The 19,313-nt window shown below is 36.7% G+C and carries 20 protein-coding genes; 4 read left to right on the forward strand and 16 right to left on the reverse strand.

The annotated features are described in order from the left end of the window. Positions 1 to 61 precede the first annotated feature (61 nt). From DAY19_RS08350 to DAY19_RS08360, 4 genes are all read right to left on the reverse strand, one after another. Positions 62 to 7,876 (reverse strand): hypothetical protein, encoded by a 7,815-nt coding sequence (locus DAY19_RS08350; protein ID WP_158536846.1) that lies wholly within the window; start codon positions 7,874 to 7,876, stop codon positions 62 to 64. Positions 7,877 to 8,149: 273 nt separating this feature from the next. Further along, complete coding sequence (locus DAY19_RS08355; RefSeq protein ID WP_115361312.1) at positions 8,150 to 8,413, reverse strand: bacterioferritin-associated ferredoxin; 264 nt, start codon at positions 8,411 to 8,413, stop codon at positions 8,150 to 8,152. Between the two features lie 60 nt (positions 8,414 to 8,473). Further along, entirely contained in the window at positions 8,474 to 8,602 is a 129-nt protein-coding gene (locus DAY19_RS15445; protein ID WP_255509241.1) for a hypothetical protein, read from the reverse strand. A gap of 3 nt (positions 8,603 to 8,605) precedes the next feature. Continuing rightward, entirely contained in the window at positions 8,606 to 9,190 is a 585-nt protein-coding gene (locus tag DAY19_RS08360) for a YajG family lipoprotein (RefSeq protein WP_115361314.1), read from the reverse strand. A 237-nt stretch (positions 9,191 to 9,427) separates the two neighbouring features. Here DAY19_RS08360 and DAY19_RS08365 point away from each other — a divergent pair, with 237 nt between their 5' ends. Further along, positions 9,428 to 9,862, forward strand: coding sequence for a hypothetical protein (locus DAY19_RS08365; RefSeq protein ID WP_115361316.1), 435 nt, complete (start codon positions 9,428 to 9,430; stop codon positions 9,860 to 9,862). A gap of 34 nt (positions 9,863 to 9,896) precedes the next feature. Here DAY19_RS08365 and DAY19_RS08370 read toward each other — a convergent pair whose 3' ends face one another. Continuing rightward, on the reverse strand, positions 9,897 to 10,367 hold the full coding sequence (locus DAY19_RS08370) for a 3-hydroxyacyl-ACP dehydratase FabZ family protein (RefSeq protein ID WP_115361318.1): 471 nt from the start codon (positions 10,365 to 10,367) through the stop codon (positions 9,897 to 9,899). 3 nt (positions 10,368 to 10,370) lie between these two features. Continuing rightward, positions 10,371 to 11,771: a phytoene desaturase family protein gene (locus DAY19_RS08375; protein ID WP_115361320.1), complete on the reverse strand. Its 1,401-nt coding sequence runs from the start codon at positions 11,769 to 11,771 to the stop codon at positions 10,371 to 10,373. Positions 11,772 to 11,943: 172 nt separating this feature from the next. On the opposite strand from DAY19_RS08375, the gene DAY19_RS08380 reads away from it, so the two are divergent. Both DAY19_RS08380 and DAY19_RS08385 read left to right on the forward strand, forming a co-directional pair. Further along, entirely contained in the window at positions 11,944 to 12,366 is a 423-nt protein-coding gene (locus DAY19_RS08380) for a hypothetical protein (protein ID WP_115361323.1), read from the forward strand. Positions 12,367 to 12,381: 15 nt separating this feature from the next. Further along, positions 12,382 to 12,783, forward strand: a complete 402-nt coding sequence (locus DAY19_RS08385; protein ID WP_199506636.1) for a hypothetical protein — start codon at positions 12,382 to 12,384, stop codon at positions 12,781 to 12,783. A 6-nt stretch (positions 12,784 to 12,789) separates the two neighbouring features. Here the strand turns inward: DAY19_RS08385 and DAY19_RS08390 are convergent, their stop codons facing one another. The 3 genes from DAY19_RS08390 to DAY19_RS08400 form a co-directional block, all read right to left on the reverse strand. Then, positions 12,790 to 13,185, reverse strand: a complete 396-nt coding sequence (locus tag DAY19_RS08390; RefSeq protein ID WP_158536847.1) for a DUF3347 domain-containing protein — start codon at positions 13,183 to 13,185, stop codon at positions 12,790 to 12,792. 97 nt (positions 13,186 to 13,282) lie between these two features. After that, on the reverse strand, positions 13,283 to 14,260 hold the full coding sequence (locus DAY19_RS08395; protein ID WP_115361327.1) for an SAM-dependent methyltransferase: 978 nt from the start codon (positions 14,258 to 14,260) through the stop codon (positions 13,283 to 13,285). A gap of 52 nt (positions 14,261 to 14,312) precedes the next feature. Further along, complete coding sequence (locus tag DAY19_RS08400; protein ID WP_115361329.1) at positions 14,313 to 15,233, reverse strand: LysR family transcriptional regulator; 921 nt, start codon at positions 15,231 to 15,233, stop codon at positions 14,313 to 14,315. Positions 15,234 to 15,318: 85 nt separating this feature from the next. On the opposite strand from DAY19_RS08400, the gene DAY19_RS08405 reads away from it, so the two are divergent. Continuing rightward, on the forward strand, positions 15,319 to 15,876 hold the full coding sequence (locus DAY19_RS08405) for an NAD(P)H-dependent oxidoreductase (RefSeq protein ID WP_158536848.1): 558 nt from the start codon (positions 15,319 to 15,321) through the stop codon (positions 15,874 to 15,876). A 36-nt stretch (positions 15,877 to 15,912) separates the two neighbouring features. On the opposite strand, the gene DAY19_RS08410 is transcribed toward DAY19_RS08405, so the two are convergent. The 7 genes from DAY19_RS08410 to DAY19_RS08440 form a co-directional block, all read right to left on the reverse strand. Further along, a complete protein-coding gene (locus tag DAY19_RS08410; RefSeq protein ID WP_115361333.1) occupies positions 15,913 to 16,569 on the reverse strand; it encodes a cupin domain-containing protein in 657 nt (218 codons plus the stop codon). 42 nt (positions 16,570 to 16,611) lie between these two features. Beyond that, complete coding sequence (locus DAY19_RS08415; protein WP_115361335.1) at positions 16,612 to 16,806, reverse strand: YwbE family protein; 195 nt, start codon at positions 16,804 to 16,806, stop codon at positions 16,612 to 16,614. Positions 16,807 to 16,842: 36 nt separating this feature from the next. Beyond that, positions 16,843 to 17,316 carry a hypothetical protein gene (locus tag DAY19_RS08420; RefSeq protein ID WP_133296920.1) on the reverse strand — a complete coding sequence of 158 codons (474 nt, stop codon included), beginning with the start codon at positions 17,314 to 17,316 and terminating at the stop codon, positions 16,843 to 16,845. Between the two features lie 102 nt (positions 17,317 to 17,418). Further along, positions 17,419 to 17,709, reverse strand: a complete 291-nt coding sequence (locus tag DAY19_RS08425) for a hypothetical protein (protein ID WP_115361339.1) — start codon at positions 17,707 to 17,709, stop codon at positions 17,419 to 17,421. Positions 17,710 to 18,015: 306 nt separating this feature from the next. Then, entirely contained in the window at positions 18,016 to 18,159 is a 144-nt protein-coding gene (locus DAY19_RS15240) for a hypothetical protein (RefSeq protein WP_158536849.1), read from the reverse strand. Positions 18,160 to 18,266: 107 nt separating this feature from the next. Further along, the gene (locus DAY19_RS08435) at positions 18,267 to 18,539 is read right to left on the reverse strand and encodes a hypothetical protein (RefSeq protein ID WP_115361343.1); all 273 of its coding nucleotides are present in this window, start codon (positions 18,537 to 18,539) and stop codon (positions 18,267 to 18,269) included. Between the two features lie 148 nt (positions 18,540 to 18,687). Then, complete coding sequence (locus DAY19_RS08440) at positions 18,688 to 19,254, reverse strand: class I SAM-dependent methyltransferase (protein ID WP_115361345.1); 567 nt, start codon at positions 19,252 to 19,254, stop codon at positions 18,688 to 18,690. Positions 19,255 to 19,313 lie beyond the last annotated feature (59 nt).

The raw sequence follows: 19,313 nt of genomic DNA on the forward strand, positions 1-19,313 counted from the left end.
GGGTGCCATGCACCTTTTGTTTCGCAAGTGCGTAACAAAAGGTGCATGGCACTTACCACTCTTACCACTTACTATTGAGATAAGTATGTACGGACTGAATCATACTAACATCTGGAGTTTCAGTCGTTATGATAACTTCATTAATTTCTCCATTGAAGTAATCACCACTACCACCACCAGTCGTTCCACTTAAAAGATTTGTTTTACCTGAGCGGCCACCAAGACCAATTGCTCCACTTTTACCATTTGAAGGAAAGACTCTTGTTGTGGTTGATGCAGTACCAATACTATTTGAATTAACAACACACTCTAAAGATCCATTTGCCCCGTCAGGGCCAGTATAGTTAGAGTAATCATAGAGCCAAGATACATGGTAAACAGAATCAGCATTTATAGGTGTGTTAATTTGAATAAATGGTTGCGCGCCATCTCCATCATCAACAGTATTCCAAAATGCACAATATAACTTCCCTTGATCAATATAAATATTCATCCCTCTAGTCGATCCACCTTCTTCATAAACAACTTGAGTCGTACTGATATTGGCCCCTGTCTTTAATGAGATCGTGATATTTTTAGAAGTCGTAACCGTATCATTAATTCCAGCTTGAGTTGAAAGTCGATAAGTTGTATCCCCTGCAAACTCCAGGGCATTCGTTGATGCATTATAATTTGCTCCTGCCCCCGACTGAATACTCCAGTCATATACTGTTGCACTTCCAGAAATATCGAGAAGAGTATTTGCAGTACCTGAAAAGAGCGGATCACTAGCGTCATAACCTGAAGGGTCTAAGATACTAGCTAAGTCCTGCCCATCGTAGTGTAGAATCGTAGAAGGTAGTCCACCATTAGCAATATCGTAAACCTGCCACACATTAGATGTGGCAATTTGAGAGTCATTATTACTCGTATCAACTCCCTTAACTGAAATATAGTAATCGACACCTTCATTTAATAATAAAGATATACCTGCCACGCCATCAATGGCCTGATAACTTTCAACAGTACCAATATTGGTCCATCCTAAGATATCATCACCACCAGCAGTGGTACCAATAGCAAATTCATAATGGTCAAGAATAAAGTATGATGACTGAATTGGAGACCAGCTTAAAGTAGCACTACTAGTTTGAGTTGAGTTATTAGTTAAGGCCAAATTATTTGGTGAACTTAGCTCACTACCAGACCACTTCCCTCTTAAATAATCATGGATAGCATTAACTCCAGTAGCGTCAGGAGTTGAAGCGGCAATAATAAATTCTAATATTTTTCCTTTAAAGAAGTAATCCTGATTACTATAAATCACACCATCATGAAAATGAGAACTATTCAATAAAGCACCAAGTCCAATATCTCCAGAGTGAGAAAATAAACGTGAAGTAGTCGCAACACTTCCAACTGAAGAGTTATTGATATAACACTCAACTGAACCATCAGGGCCAGCAGCACCGCTATAATTTGTATAATCCAGAGACCAAGTTATATGGTAAGTTGAGTCTGTAGAGATTGGTGAAGAAACAGACACAAAAGGCTGAACTCCGTCACCGTCATTTGAGTTATTCCAGAATCCACAATAGAGATTTCCACTGTCGATATAAATATTCATTCCGCGATTAGCATCACCTTCTTCATAAATGACTTGTCTTGTAGTGATATCATTTTCAGTCTTAACAGAAATAGTTAAGTTTTTCTCAATATCGGTACTTAGATTTAAGTCAGCGTGCTCTGGAATTTTTAAATAAGTAGTTGATCCATTAAACTTTATATTTCCACTTATAAAGTCCGGGTCTGAAGTAGCATCAGCGATAGCATTATGAACATTGATACTAGCTGACTTATCTTCCCATGTATAAACATTGCCATTAAAAGAAGGACTATCTGCTGAAATTGCGAGATTATCTTTTACAGTTAATAAGTCGGCACTATCAAGCCATACCAACATATTTGGAAGTGAATCTTCAACAGGTGTAATTTGCCATGCAGCTGAAGTCATAACAGTAGATACGTTACCGGCATAATCAACGGCCCTTACAGATGTATAATAATCCACACCAGTACTTAAATTTATATTCATCCCATTAAGGCCGTTTTGGGCCTGATAAGAAGTCACATTACCAATATACTTAAAACCTGACGTGATATCACTAGCGCCAGGGGCCGTTCCAATTGCTAACTCATAATATCTCATGGCACAGTTATCAGTAGCACTAGACCAAGAAGTAGTTGTTGCAACCGATTGAGATGCCTCACCTGAAACAGAAATATTTGATGAGAATACGGGACTCGTATTATCATAACGGAAACCAAGCGTATCAGTTACGACACTTCCATATGTCCCACCTAAGGACTTCACTCTAGCACTTGGATAAATAATTGAACATTCCACAATTCCAGTAAGATTTGAGAAGCTGTGACTTTGATTCGTTCCAACATTTGTAAAGCTTGCGATACTATCAGTTCCAGCAGATGAACCAAGTCCGACCTCAATAGAGTCAAAACTTTCTGCAGGGTTTGTCCAACTAATCACAGGACTATTAATTGGCGTTCCTCTAATCCAAACCGCAGCACTTGATAAGTTACTTACACCACCAGTAATAGTACTCGTAAAACTTACGCCGTTAGAAGTCAGCCCATTTAAACTCGCAGAAACGCTTGTTGTCCCAGCACTTGTGGCCACGACCTGCCCTGTAGAATCGACAGTTACAACACCAGAAGGAGAAACTGCATAGTTAGCAAAGTTTGTTATATCGATTGTCGATAAATCACTTAAATTTAATATTGCAGATAACTGAGCACTTCCTGAAACCTCTAAGACTGTTTGACTTGCCGATAAACTAATTGAAGTAAAAGTTGGACAAGTTAAACTTACATTAGTGATATCTGAACCAGAGATAACTCCAGAGGCATTAGCGAGACTACAGTTGATTGTAGGGTTTTGTGTAGGAGTAGCAATTGTAATGCTATAAGAATCGGTATCAAAAAGCTCAGTAGCAAATTGATAACTACTTGCCCCTGCTGGGATGTATAGATTCTCTACTCCATTTAGATTCAAAGTAATCCCACTATGATTAAGATTAGTAATAGGGCCACTAATCTTTCTTGAATTTGGTATTGAGCCCCCCATCCAAGATAGGATTGGAGCAGTGAAGGCACCATGCCCTTCTAAATTATAGCCTTCGTTTGGTACACGCCAACCAGGAGATGAGACAAAGTCGAAACTCGTATAACTTCCTGCCGAATTTGCACTGGCCTGTGCAACAGCACTTCCAAGAGAGTTAAAAGAGGCATCTCTATTTTCTTGGATATAAAATGATTGAGTGACCGATAAAGAACCTGCTGAAAATTCCTCACCAAGAATGGCCCCCATAGTTAAAGAGTCGAAACTTGAGCCTGTATTTTGAGTAACGATACCGTGAGCATAGACATCAGTAACCGAGTCCACAATTGTTGAATTTAAATATCCGACAATACCTCCGGCACTTCCGTCGGCTTCAACATTTCCAGTACTGAAGGAATCGGTAATACTTCCTTCTAATTGATAACCAATCAATGCAGAAATATTGCGACCGCTTGCAGTGATATTACCAGTAGCAAAGCAGCCTCTTGTATCACCTCGATGTAGACCGACCAGCGCTCCTGAAGAGTTTCTTACGCCAGAGACATTCCCGCTTGCATAAGAATTTTCAAGGTAGCCGCCTCTAAAATATCCAATCAATCCACCTACATAATCAGCAGTACCATTATTGATGATGACGTCACCAGTCGCATAAAGTCTTTCAAAACGAGAGGTCCATGAATTGGCATATCCTAATAGGCCACCAATATAAGATCTTGGTGTTGGATTGGTAATATTAACAGTTGAAGTTGAGTATGAGTCTCTAAATTCTTCACCAAAGAAATATCCAGCGACTCCACCAACAAATGAAGTTCTTGCATCAATTGTTCCGGTAGAGAAAACATTATACATGATAGAGTTTTCACCATGAAAGCGGCCGGCGATACCACCGACAAAATTAGATTGCGCATTGATATTCATTGATGAATTAGAGTCATGAATTGTCGAGTCTTCACTAAGCAGACCAACAATTCCTCCAATATATGAAGTAACAGAATTATAACGATCATCCGCAACAGTGATTGTTCCGGAACTAGTTGAATTAGTTATTGTCGCACTACTTCCCGATCCAAGTATCCCTCCAACATGAGAAGAGCCAGCACTGATACTTCCAGTAAAACTACAATTATCAAGGTTAACGCTTCCAACAGAGCGTCCAACAAGTCCTGCAACATGGCCATCACTTGCATCTTTTGGCGAAGAAATATCTCCCGTTATCGTGACAAATGAAATACTTCCGCCAGCGATTTCTCCAGCTAGACCACCTACATAATTATTAATAGCAGCGACATTTGAATTAGAAGTAACATTAGTGATAGTCATATTTGGTTCTTGAATTTGGGCCACTAATCCCCCAACATATCCAAGACCATTAACAGTATTATTTAAGTCAATATTATCAAGGCTAAAGCTTCCATCACTTGAAGTAACGATACCGATGAGGCCACCGGTATAATTATTCCCTTGTACATTAACTGTACTAGAAATATTGCTCATAGTTAAAGCAGCGCTGGAGCTGGCCACACCGATCATACCACCAGTATTTAAAATACCTGTTACACTACCTTCAAGCGTAATATTATCAAAAGTATTTATTCCATTAGCATTTCCAACAATTGAGCCAACTTTTGTATATCCATTAACTGAAAAATTTAAGAAATCAATATTCTTAACAGTCGCACCGCTCATGGTTTTAAAAATTCCCACGTTACTAGCAGATGGCCTATTAATGACAAAGTTTTTAACAGTGAAACCTTTACCGTCTAAGACTCCAGTAAAATTCCCGTTTAGCGGATTAATTGTACTACCTGCGAAATCAATATCATTAGCAAGTTCAAATTTTGCACTAGGATTAACTTCAATATTTTTAAAGTGATTTGGATTACAAATAATATAAGGGATGGTGTCACCATTACCGCCGCTATTATAATTTGCATATAAAGAACCACTAGCACCACTGTCACTACATGAGTTACTACTAATAGACTTATTAAGAGTTCTAGTAATAAGTGGAGATACGATGGCACCTGTATCATCTTTTAGTTGAGCATTGATTGTAATAGTACCCGACGTAAGTTCTGTGGCATCAATTAGTGCTACCCAACGATTATTGCTCTGGCATATCGTCGATAATGTTACTGAGCCTGTGATACTAATTTCTTCTCCAACAACTCCACACTCTCCGTGAATTAACTTAGTCGTTGCAATTGGAGCTCCATTAGAATCTGGATATGTAAATGAAATTGAGTAGGTTCCCACACTTACATTTACGACGGGATCTGTAGAAGTTATAATGTCCAATTGTTCAGTATTTGCTGCAATAGCGCTTAATGTCTTTTCTGATCCAATCCCAAATAAATTTGGTGTCCCCTCATTAATTGGGTCATCACTAAAAGTTTGAATCGAATTAAAACCATAATTGGCCTCATTCATAAAATCAAAAATAGCGTAGTTATAATCAAGAGTTTCACCTGGAAGTTTGAATCCGATATTTGGCATGGACCAATCATTTGCACCAGCAAAGCTAAATCCTGCATAACTTAATTCAGATGCCATTTCCTCAGCTGTAAGTTGATTCCCAAACCTGTTGAAACCATTAAAAGGTGCAGCAGAGGCCATATCTGTAAAAGTAATCGAATCCAAGAAGAATGTGTTATTAGCTATGTTGACGTTTGAGCTCGTTCCAAAAACTGGCCCAAAAATACTTTCCTCTAAAGTTGAGTCTGAAGACTTATTAATACTACCTACCATATAGGCATTCGTAATGCTTGTTGCATCATCGATATACCAGCCGGTAATACCACCAATATTTCCATCACCTTCTAAGTTGGCCTTAACAAAAACATCATTGATATTATTTTGAAAAGCAAGGCCTGCAATACCACCAATATAACGAAGTGACCCACTTATATTTCCGCCAGCATAGGCATTGTGTATTGGTGTTTTTAGATAACCAGCAATTCCTCCGATTAAAGATCTTGCCCCAGTAATATTTCCAGTATTGAAAACATTACTAATACTTTGGGCCTCAACATAACCAAAGAGTCCCCCAACATTATCTGCAATACCATTATTAAAGTGAATACTTCCAGAGTTGTATAATTTATCAAAAATAACATCACTCTTTTTAGTATAACCTGCGATACCACCAATATATGCCTTTGGAGTTGGGTTTGTAATCGTGATATTTGAATGAGAGAATGAGTTTGTAATAGACTTCCCACTCATAAAACCAACTAGGCCTCCAACATTTGAAGTCATTGCCTCTATCGCTCCTACAGAATACGAGCTATCAATCGTTGTATTGCCTCCACCAAGGAATCCGACAAGGCCTCCAACATAGTAAGCAGTAGAGTTTATATCGACATGAGAGTGTGAACCTGAGATTGATGAATCTAAGTTAATATTACCAACTAGACCTCCAACAAATTTCACAACACTATTATAATAATCTTCATTAACAACGATACTTCCTCTCGTATAAGAGTTTGTTATCGATCCAGATAGTAATCGTCCGATTAATCCACCAGTGTAGCTACCTCCAGAGGTAATATTAGAGACGACTTTAGAGTTACTTATGGAATGCGTACCTTTGGCGTGTCCAATTAGACCACCAACATTTACATCAACAGCATCTTTTGAAGTTCCAACAGAGCCAATATGAGAAACATTATCAAAGCTTCCCCCAGCACTCTCTCCAATAAGACCACCAACCACAACACCAGTACTTGTAATACTTCCTTTGTGGTGAACATTTGTAAAAGTTTGATTTGGCTCTAAAATTAAACCGGCAAAACCACCAACATAGTCATGGCCTGCTACATTTGAATAGATGTCTGTATTGCTAACATTTAAAAGGCCGTCGTTAGTATTGATATAACCAATCACTCCACCTGTGTAGTTATTGGCATTAACATCAACTTGTATTTGAGAGTCAGAAATATTAAGTGAGCTTGAGCTATTCCCCAAACCGATTAAACCACCGGCCATAGTAATTGCATTTACTTTCCCTGAAACTCTGATGCTATTAATCGTTCCAGCTCCTCTCCAGTCTCCTGCGAGTAAACCAACACGACTATTCCCCGTCACCTGTGCGTTGTGAATATGTAATTCACTAATATTTGCATCCGAGATATATTTGAAAATCCCAACACTATTATCAGCGGCACGATTGATAATATAATTTTTAAGAGCATATCCTCGACCATTAAGTTCACCTGAGAAGACAGCAGCTATAGGAACAATATTTTGACCAGCAAAATCGATATCGGTTGCGAGTTGAAATCTTGAGCTTGGGTTAAGAGCGATATTTAGAAATTGCTGAGAAGTACAAATTTTATATGGAATCAAAGATCCATCTGCACTTTCTGAGTTGGCATATAATTTAGTTAAATTTGCAGAATCCTCACAGATATTGTCTTGCTTAGTAAAAGTTCTTGAAGCTACAGAAGAGCCTCCACTCATATTTTTATCTTTTAATTGAACGTTAACTGTAACAGCTCCCACTGCTGACTCTAGTGCTGAAACTGGTGCTGCCCAATGATAATCACTCTGACAGATCGAGTATAAATTAACAGCACCTGTTACCTCAATTGGATAACCTGGCTTACCACAATGGCCTGAAATTACACTATAACCAGAAATTGAACTTCCATCTGAGCTAGGTCTTAGAATAGTGATTTCAAAAGCGCCAGGAGTGACAGTAAGACTCCCTTCAGCTTCAAGTGAGTCATCACAGGACACCATTGTGAACGCTAACATTATAAGAATAAAATTTAGCAATATTTTGTTCATTTTCTACCGTCAATTAAAGAAAAATTATTTTCAGGAAAACACATAGATGATTGTAAGCGACTATGCCTCCCCACAAACAATAATCCTTTATCTCATCGTAATTATATCTATTTATGTTTAGTATTTTCTGAACACTGCAAACAAAATAAATTGAAACCGGCAAAATTTATTGGCTAGACCAAAGAGGAACAAGTAAAAACAGGTACTTATTTGTGCGAGCGCGAGAAGGCCCTTAAGATATTAATTCTTAGACGCGGCTTTTATAAAGGCCATGACATCTGCCAAACAGCACTTCCCTGATGGGTTTGCTCTTTCACAAAAACAGCCTGGATCTTTCATTTTAGCTTTAATCTCATCCACAATTAATGTTTGATTATTACATCTTACAGCTTCAAATAATTCTTTCTTTGATTTTTTAAAACAATAACAAATCAATCCGTCGAGATTCTCAAGATCAACTTCCTTACTCTTTTCATCATTATTATTTGAACAGCAATTACTCATATTGCGATTGTAGCATGAATTCTAAATTAAAAAATCACCTATTAGCGATCTGAGTTTATCTTAATTACTTTTCTTTTTACTCACCTTCTTCCACTGAGAATCACTCTTTTTAGATGCATCGATATGCTTTAATCCGTAAGCACAACTTACTAGTGATAGAAGCATTAGAATTGATATTAAATTTCTCATTGATTACCTCTTTGCTACTTTTGTATTTTTTGATCTTAATAATTCTTTTAGTCTTACGGCGATATCACTTAGACACATTGATACAGCACCATTGAACCTTTCTTTGATATCAGTGTCTGTCCATACCATCTCAGTTGATCTTTCAACTTCTACAAAGTTTCTTTCGTATTCGTGTCCCTTTTTAATTTTTGCCCTTACATTTAAATCTGCGATACCAATCAGGCTTGCTGCCCAAAATCCAACATCTGGTTCAACAAATAATTGATTAATTTTTACATCAAGTACAACATCACTTTGTTTACGAAATTTAGAAACGATAAATCCTTGGATACGCAATTCACTTTCGATGGCATCTTTTAACCAACGAGATTGCGACGTTGGTAAATATACCTGAGCAGTATCGATTCCATAACCATTCTTCTTTACACCGACAACTCGGTCCTCTTTATTATCAACATGGACATAAACTCTGGTATTACTTCTGCTCTTTTCAGTGGATTTAGAATAATACTCTCTTTGAATATTCACATCAGTGAAGGCACAAGAGCATAAAAACATTAAACTAAGTATCGCTAGACCTTTGGACATAACCTCTCCTCTTAAATCATTATCTTTTCTAATTAATCGGCTTTAGGGAGACAAAATATGAACAAAATCAACAACTTAAGATACAAAAGAGATTTGCTTGCTAAGTTATAGATTATACAAGAATAATTTGGGATGACTTTATTTGCTGTGAACTAAACATTGTCAAAAATACATTATTTAACTCAAGATATTTAATTTGCTGTATAAAAATAAGAAAATTTATTCAAAGGCAAATATATGAAGTTACTTAGCTTAATTCTGTTAATCACTATTTCGTTCCAGGTTTCGGCCCGTCCAAGAAATGGCGCTCTTTACTGCGGAAAGCATGAGTCTCATATTAAAATCTATTTCAAACAAGATTCTAAGCTTTACTACTATATTGATAATACTGATTTAAGAGATCTAAAAGAATACGAGTGTGTGGAGTTCACACCAGAGCTTCCATTCTACGATGAAGTTCAAAGCGCATATCTTAAAGCACAAAAAGATGTTGAAAAATTCAGTAGCGGCTCAACTGCACTTTATCGACTAGAGCATGATACGCGCTACTATTGTGGAAACCCACAATCAGGAGGCCTATATGCTGCTTACACAAAGAAGTATTATGAGGCGCTCTACCTTTACGATATCGAATCAAAGACTTTTGATACTTACGATTGTATCAATCTTTAATACTTTTTATTCTTACTTCCAAGGCCAAACATAATTATTCTCCTGTTAGGTAGTCATCACTGATATTCACAAGGCTAAATTTCAACTTAGCTTTAAGCTCATCTTCTTGATAAACCTCTGCTGAAAACTTAAAAAGATTATCCATCTTATCAATGAGTTTAACCTTTGCCTTCAAGTCACCTTGAGGCTTCACGATACTTAAATACTTTGCCCCTTGAACTTTATTTAGAACCCCCAAGGCCCAGCCCTTGGTTTTATTAGAGTTATAATCTTTAACTGGTGAGTGATATTTTGTAATTAGAACTCCTGCACTTTGAGTGCAAAACTCCTGAATCATTGCCCCTGGAACGACTGGTGCATTTGGAAAGTGGCCCTTAACAAAGAACTCATCCCCAGAGAAGGTTTTTAATGACTCGATTTCATTCTCATTTGATTTCGTAACCTCAGAAACCATTAAGTATGGATCTCGATGATGTAGTAACTCTTGTATTTGTGTTTTATTCATTTCTTACTCCTTAATGGTATTTAGCGCAGACTGAAAGACAGAGACAATTCCTTGTCCTGGAAATGTATAGTCTCCAACAAAGTATATATTTTCGTTTTTCATTTTATTAGGAATTAAGCGAAGTAGAGAAAGTGCTGAATTATGAATCAGACCACCTACTTCTCCATTAAGCCTTTGTGTATAGTGCTTAAATGTTAATGGAGTGCCGACACTATCAAAGGCCACCTCATCAATTTCATGCTCTTTAAAGCATTTATTAAAAGCATCTAGAACGTCTGTTTTAAATTTCTCTTTTTTATTCTTATAAGCATCATCTCTTTGATCAAAACCATCGCAATCAACATGGGTAGACACTGTTACCATTTGCATACCTTCAGAGCGGTGCTGATCATCAGGGTGTGAGAATGAAAAGAAGAGAGATCCATCTCGGTAATGAACTTGCTGATATAATTCAGTGATAGGTATTTTACTTGAGAAGCTAAAATAGGCCGTCATTGCACCCCAAATCTTTCCCTTGTCTTGCTTTAACTCTTTATCCATAAATAATGAATCAAAAACTTCTGGAGAAATATTTGAGATTAGCTTTGAGCATTTAATCTGCTCTTTATTTGTTGAGATAAGATACGCCCCGCCCTCTTTTTCAATTTTCTCACAAGTAGAGCGATATTTAATCTCACCACCAAATGACTGAATCTTACTCTCTAAGGATTTCACTAATCCCCACATTCCACCTTCAATAGCATGGGTATCAAGCGGATAGAAGAAGCCAAGTATTCCCATAAATGCAGGACATGTCTTAGATGTTTGTTGAGTACTAATGAGAAGTAGTTGATCTAAGACACGAATAAATTTCTTATTTTTTTTCATCTCTTTAGGAAGGTAATTATAAAAAGACGATGTAAAAAGCTTAGGGTGTTTAAGAAGTTTTCTTGTTGGATTCATAAAGAACTTCTTAATTGTTGAAGGACCAATATTTGGAAAGTCCTGTACATAATCAAGACTCTCCCAAAGAAGATCCTCTAGGGCCTGCCATTTTTTTAGCGTCTTCAAGCAATCTAGATTAAAGACTCTTATTAACTCATCGTTAAGTTCATCTAAACTAGCGTAGAAGTTAAATACTTCATCTTCTGTATTAACTTTTATCCCTGGATTGCAGTGATAAGTTTTTAAATCTAAATTTAGTTTTTTTAAGATCTTATTTACTGGGCGGCCATCGGCAAGGCCACTTAGTGTTGTTGCACCGACATCGTAATATCCTTGCTTTCGCTTAAAGTATCCTGCACAACCTCCTCCAGCATAGTGAGACTCCACAAGCAATACTCGCTCACCTTTTTGGGCCCACAAGGCAGCGGCAGCAAGCCCGCCCATACCAGCACCAAGAACGACAACATCATACTCTTTCATAAAGTTATTCCGTTTTCTTCATACCATATCACAAATCATTTAAAGCTTACTAAACGATTTCGCAAAGTCTTAACTGTATAGGTAAAAAAAAGGCTGAAGAAGCCTATACACATAGTCTTGATTAAGAACTTAAGACAACTTAAACTTATCATTAGTTTCGTGGAGCTTAGAAATGCAAGAGTTAACACTTATTCACTTTTCCCTATGCTTACTCATGAGTGGTGTCATCTGGATGGTGCAAATTGTTCACTACCCCTCTTTCAAATTTATCGATGAAAAGAGCTTTCATTCATTTAGTGCATTTCATGTTAAGTCCATAAGCTTCATCGTATTGCCTCTTATGCTATGTGAATTAGCAACAGCAACACTTCTTACAATCAAGCAACCAGACATGGCCTTTATCATCAATCTCGTTCTTCTCATTTTTATCTGGATGATAACTTTCTTTATAAGCATGCCTCTTCATAAGAAGCTAGGAAGTAAAAGATATGATCAAAGCATCGACAAACTCATTCTTTCAAATTGGGCCCGTACAGTTTTTTGGACAGCAAGAAGTATTCTGCTTTTTGTCATCATAATCTCTAAAATAGAGTAAAGGGAAAAAAGTAAAATGAAAAAGAAGTGGATGAAATATACTTTAATAGCAGCTGGTCTTTATAATATCATATGGGGATCTTGGGTGATCTTCTTTCCAACCATGGCCTTTGAGCTTTCAGGTGCAAAGATTCCAACCTACCCTCAAATTTGGCAATGTGTGGGAATGATCGTCGCAGTCTATGGCCTTGGCTATATCATTGCTGCAGCAAACCCTATAAGGCATTGGCCAATTATTCTAGTAGGCTTCCTTGGAAAGATCTTTGGTCCTATCGGTTTTATCCATTCAATCATGCAAGATGTATTTCCTCTAAAGTTTGGATGGAATATCATCTTTAATGATCTTATTTGGTGGGTGCCTTTCGGCTTAATCCTCTTAGAAGCTTGGAAATCAAATAAAAGAGTAAGAAGTTTGTAATACTTCTTACGACTCTATTTCACCACAAGTAAGCATCTTCTTTCCGTAATATGGATTCTTAATAGAAGAACCTTTTTGAATCCAACGGGCCTTTGCCATTGGACATTTAACGATCTTTAGCTCGCTATTTTCAAGTGACTTTCCATTCTTAATATAGATTTCTGAAAGAAGTTTAAATGAGTCTCTTAGAGCACTAACACTTTCAATATTCTTGCCACAGTCATTATACTTATAGTCCTTAGCATAGTGGCCAAGTTCTTTCTCACACATTGTTTTCCAAGACTTTAAGGCATTATTTAGATTGCCTTCAACTAATGAACTCTGAAGCTTTAGGTAATTTTGATACTCTAACTCATGGCAAAAAACGTTAAAAGATAATATAAAAGCTATAAATAATTTCATGATTTCTCCTATGGGAACGTATGCCATCAACATACCCCCCTAGGGTATAACACGAAAAGCACAAAATCAAATTAATACTAATTAATCGAGAATTACTTTAGCGAGTGGCCAAAATCACATACTCTTTCTTATGCGCAGGAACCTGGCGACTAATGATATTATTAAATCCCCAATCGTAAAACTGATCTTCGAACTCTTCGATATTTTCAATATACTCCATCTTTACAACCTGAACTGTAAAAATGATTCCCTTAAGTGTGCGATTATACTTCTTAGCAAGTCTTAAGATCTCTTTAATAGATTGTTTTGGATTTATATTTATATCGGCATGAATCCAACGCACCTCTTCCGGTAAATCTTCATGAGAGAGATCTTGTACAGACCTTTTCATATGAGTAAAATTCTTGTGCTTACCTACTACTGGACTCACTTCAGCGGGATCAATCCCCACAACCTTACAACCATTATCCAAAAGATATTGGGCCGCTCCACCTGGAGCACAACCAAAATCAAGCCAAAGGTCTCCTTTGAATAATTTCACAGCATATAACTTAACGATTTGAGCAAGTTTTAAGTGGCCCTTTGAAATAGCATTTTTAGGCGTCTCTATGTCAACAATTGAATTTGGATAGCGCGTGCATCCGTTTGCTACACTATGGGCCCCAAACCATATTTCATTTGGTCCTAAGCTAATTAAATCGATGACAATCTTACCTTCGGCGCTATACTCATTCACCTCACGGCCAAAAGTCTTAGCTGCATCAAAATCAGTTTCACAACCAATTTCAAAGCTATGAATCATATGGTTTTCACTATCAAGTCCCGATGCCTTCACATCTTGCGCGATAGTCTCGGGCGTCGACTTCCCAAAGAAGATTCCACTACGAGTAGCAAACGTCAGTTGCAACTGTGAGATTGTCTTTAAGTCATACTCAACACCAGTATTCTTAAATGTCACAAAGCCTTTCTTTGAAAAACTAAAGACTAATTCAGGATAAAATATTTTAATTTCTTCTTTTAAAAGTATTTCATTTCCAGGATTGGTACATACGAAGATAAATTGTGGCTTGCTCATTGAGTTCCTTAAATATGATTTTTTAAATCATAGCATATATTTGTAAAAATCCTTAACTGACTTCTTGAATAAAGTCCCAATAACTATCGCGGATATAATCCCTTAGCCATTTATGAGAAGAAGAGTTTTGGCGGCTCTTGTGCCAAACCATCTGATGCTTAAATGGACTCACTTCAAAAGGGACATCATATAGCTTGAGATCAAAATACTTTGCCACAGTTTTCCCATAGGCAAGAGGAACCATCGATAACATATTTCTCTTCTCGACAAGCCTTGGGATGGAATTAAGGTATGAAGTCTTAACCAATATATTTCGGCTTTCGCCAATGCTACTAAGGTAATTATCAATATCACTACCAGGCTTCTCTGTTGGAGTATAGAGAACATGGCCGGCCTTTAAATACTGCTTCAGCGAGATCTTCTTTTTATATTGAGAATTGGATTTACTCGCAATAATACAAAAGTCGTGGATACCAAGAGTCTCGACACTAAAATTATTAATTTCTTCAAGGTTTCCAGCAAAACTTAAATCAATCTCACCTCTTATCATTCGATCCAAAAAATCTTCAAGAACAATCCCTTTCATCGTAACCTTAAGCTTAGGCGCGCTCTCTACTAATGACTCCATCAACTTAGGAACCCACATAAATGAATCAAAAGCTGTCCCAGAAACCCTAAACTCCTTGCTAGAATTATGAGAATCCCACCCCTCTTGTTCAAAGAGATTACTCTCAAGCTCATTTAAATAAGTTTCCAGAAATGAGCCGAGTTGAATGGCCTTATCAGTTGGAATAAAAGTTCGAGCTGTTCTAATAAAAAGCTCATCATTAAGACTATCACGTAAACGATTAAGAGCATGGCTGACAGCAGGCTGAGATAGGCCAAGATTTGTTGCCGTCTGACTTACACTTAACGTATTAAATAAGTCTTTAAAGATAACTAATAAATTGAGATCAAAACTTCTAATATTCATATGATTAATACCTAAAATTATCAATATTCATTTTATTTATATACTTACCAATTGTAAAATACAGTAAATTTCAATGGAGAATCATATGAAAGTATTAATTATTAACGCACATCCAGACCTAGAAAGCTTTACGACAAGTATCTCTAATAAAATCTATGAGACTCACCTTGCTAAAGGCCACGATGTAACCCTATTAAATCTTGCGTCAATTGACTTTGAAATAAGCTTTAAGGGATATTCTGATCGAGAGAAAATTGACACCCTTGAAGCAGACCTTGAATCCGCTCAAAAGCAAATCAAGAAAAGTGATCATATTATCATCACAACTCCCATCTGGTGGTCAACATATCCTGCAATCCTAAAGGGCTTCTTTGATAGAACGCTTCTTCCTGGCTTTGCCTTCAAATTTCACAAAGGAAAAATGGTTCAAGAAAAGCTTCTCACAGGTAAAACAGCAGAGCTTGTCTTATTAAGTGATGCGCTGGCCTGGTACAGACGCTACTTACTAAAAGACCCGGCCGCAACAATCCTTAAACGAGATATACTTGGCTTTTGCGGTATAAAAGTTAAAAAGGTACATCGTATCGGAAGTGTCGGTAGCCTCGACGCAGAAGCTCGCGAAAGGGTGATTAAGACTTTTTAGTTAGTGTAAAACCGTTTTTTTTTGGTGCTTTTCGATTTAAATTAAATGCCCTGTTTTCACAAAGATTATCGTTTCCTTCTCAACCCAAGGGTGGTGATTGGAGAGATGGCGACTTCTAAGCCAAGTTCCTTTTGGGTAAACGCCATGTTCATCTCGAAATTCACCACTTAAGACAAATATCTCCTCTCCTCCAAAGTGGGTATGGGAAATAAATCTCTCACCCTCTGGCCATTTAACCAAAGCGACACTCTCAGTTCCAAATCGATGAAGAGGCATTACTTCTAAATTTCCGTGACCTGGATGCCATTGAGTTGTTTTAGTATCCACTACGATTCTTTTCTTATCTTCTGGAGAAAATTGATTTAATTTTACAAATATAATACAGCCTTCACGACTAAAAGGTGAATGAGATGATCCAGGCGGGTTTCGAATATAAGTACCGGCCGGATAGTCACCATGTTCGTCAGAAAACACCCCTTCTAAAACAAAGATCTCTTCCCCTAGCGGATGTGAATGTTCACTGAATTTTGAGTTCGGTAAATACTGTACCACTGATGTCGTATGACCAGATTCTTTGGCTTCTCTTTCTAAAGGTTTTCTTAATACATTTGGTGAAGGAGATTTTACCCAATCCATCTCGGAAGTATTAATAGCTAAGTTTTTTGAAAAGTCTAAATTATAATTTTCTTTCATATAAAAGTTCCTGCATACTTTTCGATATGCGTCCCAGCTTTATTAATCAAGGATTTCCTTAACTCGCCCAACATCACCACTTTCAAGACGAACCTTAATCCCATGTGGATGATAATCTGACTTTGTCAGGATATCTTTTACAATACCTTCTGTTAACTCACCTGTGCGCTGATCTTTCTTTAAGACGATGCGAACTCGCTCGCCTATTTCAATGTGGTCTCTTACATTTCCTTCCATGGTTATTTAATCCTAGCTATAATTAGTTATAAGGTCTTATCTAAGTGTACGAGATAACTTAATTGATATCAATAGATCAGTAATCCAAATATACATATAAAATAATAAAACACTCCACTCATCCTTCTTTGGTATGATCTCATTGAACAAATAAAACATTGATATACTTAAGCCCACACCTATAATTATTAAATTAGCTCTTTCAATAATACTTAAGTCCGTAAGAGAACTATAGTTAGAATCTATAAACTCCACAATAAAACAACCTAACAGTGAGATCAATGTAACTAATATTGCAGCAGAGAAATCTAATAGATTAAGATTTGTCATTTTTACAATATTTAAATTAAAATATAGATTTGGTAATGATAAAAAGAGTGCAAAATAAAATGAAAAAAACTGAACCTTTAGTAATAACTCAATATTTCTCTTCTTTTTTGAACCTTTTTCAAAAAGATAACCTATCAGAATAAATACAAAAAGAGCCGCATTTGCGTAAATTAAGTTCATGTAAAAATAGTAAATCATAGTCATACTTCTTAATTAATCCTTCTAAAAACCATGAAAAAAAGGCTCCAGCAGACTTTTACGTAAACAGTGCACAAAAAACCATCAGAGTTCGATCTCTTCAAAATGGCTGATCTGATCTTCTTTTAAGAAAGTTACAATAACTAGAGTCTCCGGATCACATAAGGCAAAGAACTCAATGCCTTCATAGGTTCCATGATAACAGCTAAGATATGAGTCCTCTTCTCCACGCTTAACTCGACCAATATATTGCGTATCACCTAACTCATGCCTTAGCATATTTTGAATGTACCTTAACTCCTCAACCGTAATCTCACAGCCATAGCGAGAAAAGAAACGAGCTTGTGCATGTTTTGTTGTTTTATCAATATCCATAATTTAAACATTCTTTTCAATCTGTACGATTTCTTTCATAAAACTATTAATCAACAAAATAATGAAGAAATATATGAAGAAGAGGATGCTATTAATATTTTCATTTTTGAATATAAATTGAAGAGAGATATAACATATAGAAAGAATTAAGAAATATCCCCACTTCTTTTTTAAATATACATTTTTAAAGATATACTCTTGCTCACAGTTCTCACAATTAAGTTCAATCTTGTTGAAGAAATAAGGCAGTTTCATCTCTTGCTTGCAATTTAAGCATACTTTTTTATTTTTCATTATAAATCATACCTAATCTTTTTCATTTGATAATTGATAGCAAGTAGTACAAATATCAATAAAGAGAAAAGCGATCCCCAGCCCACCAAGCGTGTAGTACTCAAACCAAAAAACAGTGGCAACTACAATCAATGTAAATCCTATTCTCTTTTTCATAAATTAATGCAACTTTTAGATGCTTTGCATAGAACAATGGTCTTTTTCGCACACGAATATATATTTAGAAACAAGTAGAAATCTTTAAATGATAGATCATAACAATCTCATTGCTTTATTTCTACAGTCTCATTATTCTTTCCACTCATAGCACCTAAGATACAAAGTAGATGGAGGATTAAGCCAGGAAAAAAGAAAAAGAAATAACCGGCAAGAGTTAAACAAAACCAGGCAATACTGTTAAGAAACTGTCCTTTGTATAACTGACCCAAACCAGGAATTAAGAAGCTCAACACAGCAGCTACGCCACGAGAGTGTGACTCCTTTTGAATTATATATACTTTTTCAACTCGGGCACTATCTAATTGCTCATCACTCATACATTCTCCTCTCTAATTATACAGAAACGTATCGTCTATTTTGAACAGATTCTAAAACAGTGTTTTTCAAAAGTGATAACGGAGACTTAGAATTAACGATTCAAGAAAATCTAAAGAAAAAATGCTCGTGATAATCACAACTAAGCGTTTACTTATTCTTCAAAATTAGGTTTAGCCACCTCTCATCACGATCAGGCCTCTTATCTTCAGTAACCCAATCCTTTGAGATCGTAAGCTCATGAGGCAAGAACTCCTTAATCGTCTCAAGAGTCTGATCATTGAAGAAGCGCCCTTTGCGCTCACCTTCAAACTCTCCGTACTTGAAAGAACAATAGAAAACAGCATCTTCATTCATAAGATCTGAAATTTTTGAAAAGACATCCTTAAGTTCATTTGATGGCACATGCAAAAGAGAAGCGCATGCCCAGATTCCATCAAACTTTCCTTCAATACTCACGTCTTGAAGTAAGCCTTCATGTACGACGCAACCACTATGCTCACGAGCAAAGCCTGCAAGCTTCGAGCTCGGCTCCACTCCCTCTGCCTTATATCCATGATCGACAAAATACTTTAAGTCGCGCCCCGGCCCACAGCCGATGTCGAGGATAGCCCCTCCTGCCTTCACTTCTTTTAAGAAAGGTTTGTATAGACTTGTGAGATCGAGATCAAGTGTTGAATCGATGAATTCTTGGTTGTTCTTGTCGTAGTAATTCATATAACTAGAATACTAGAAATTTATAATCGCATCAAATCTATTTAGACGATATAATGTGA

The organism is Halobacteriovorax vibrionivorans (genome assembly GCF_003346865.1).
GTDB classification, from domain to species: domain Bacteria; phylum Bdellovibrionota; class Bacteriovoracia; order Bacteriovoracales; family Bacteriovoracaceae; genus Halobacteriovorax_A; species Halobacteriovorax_A vibrionivorans.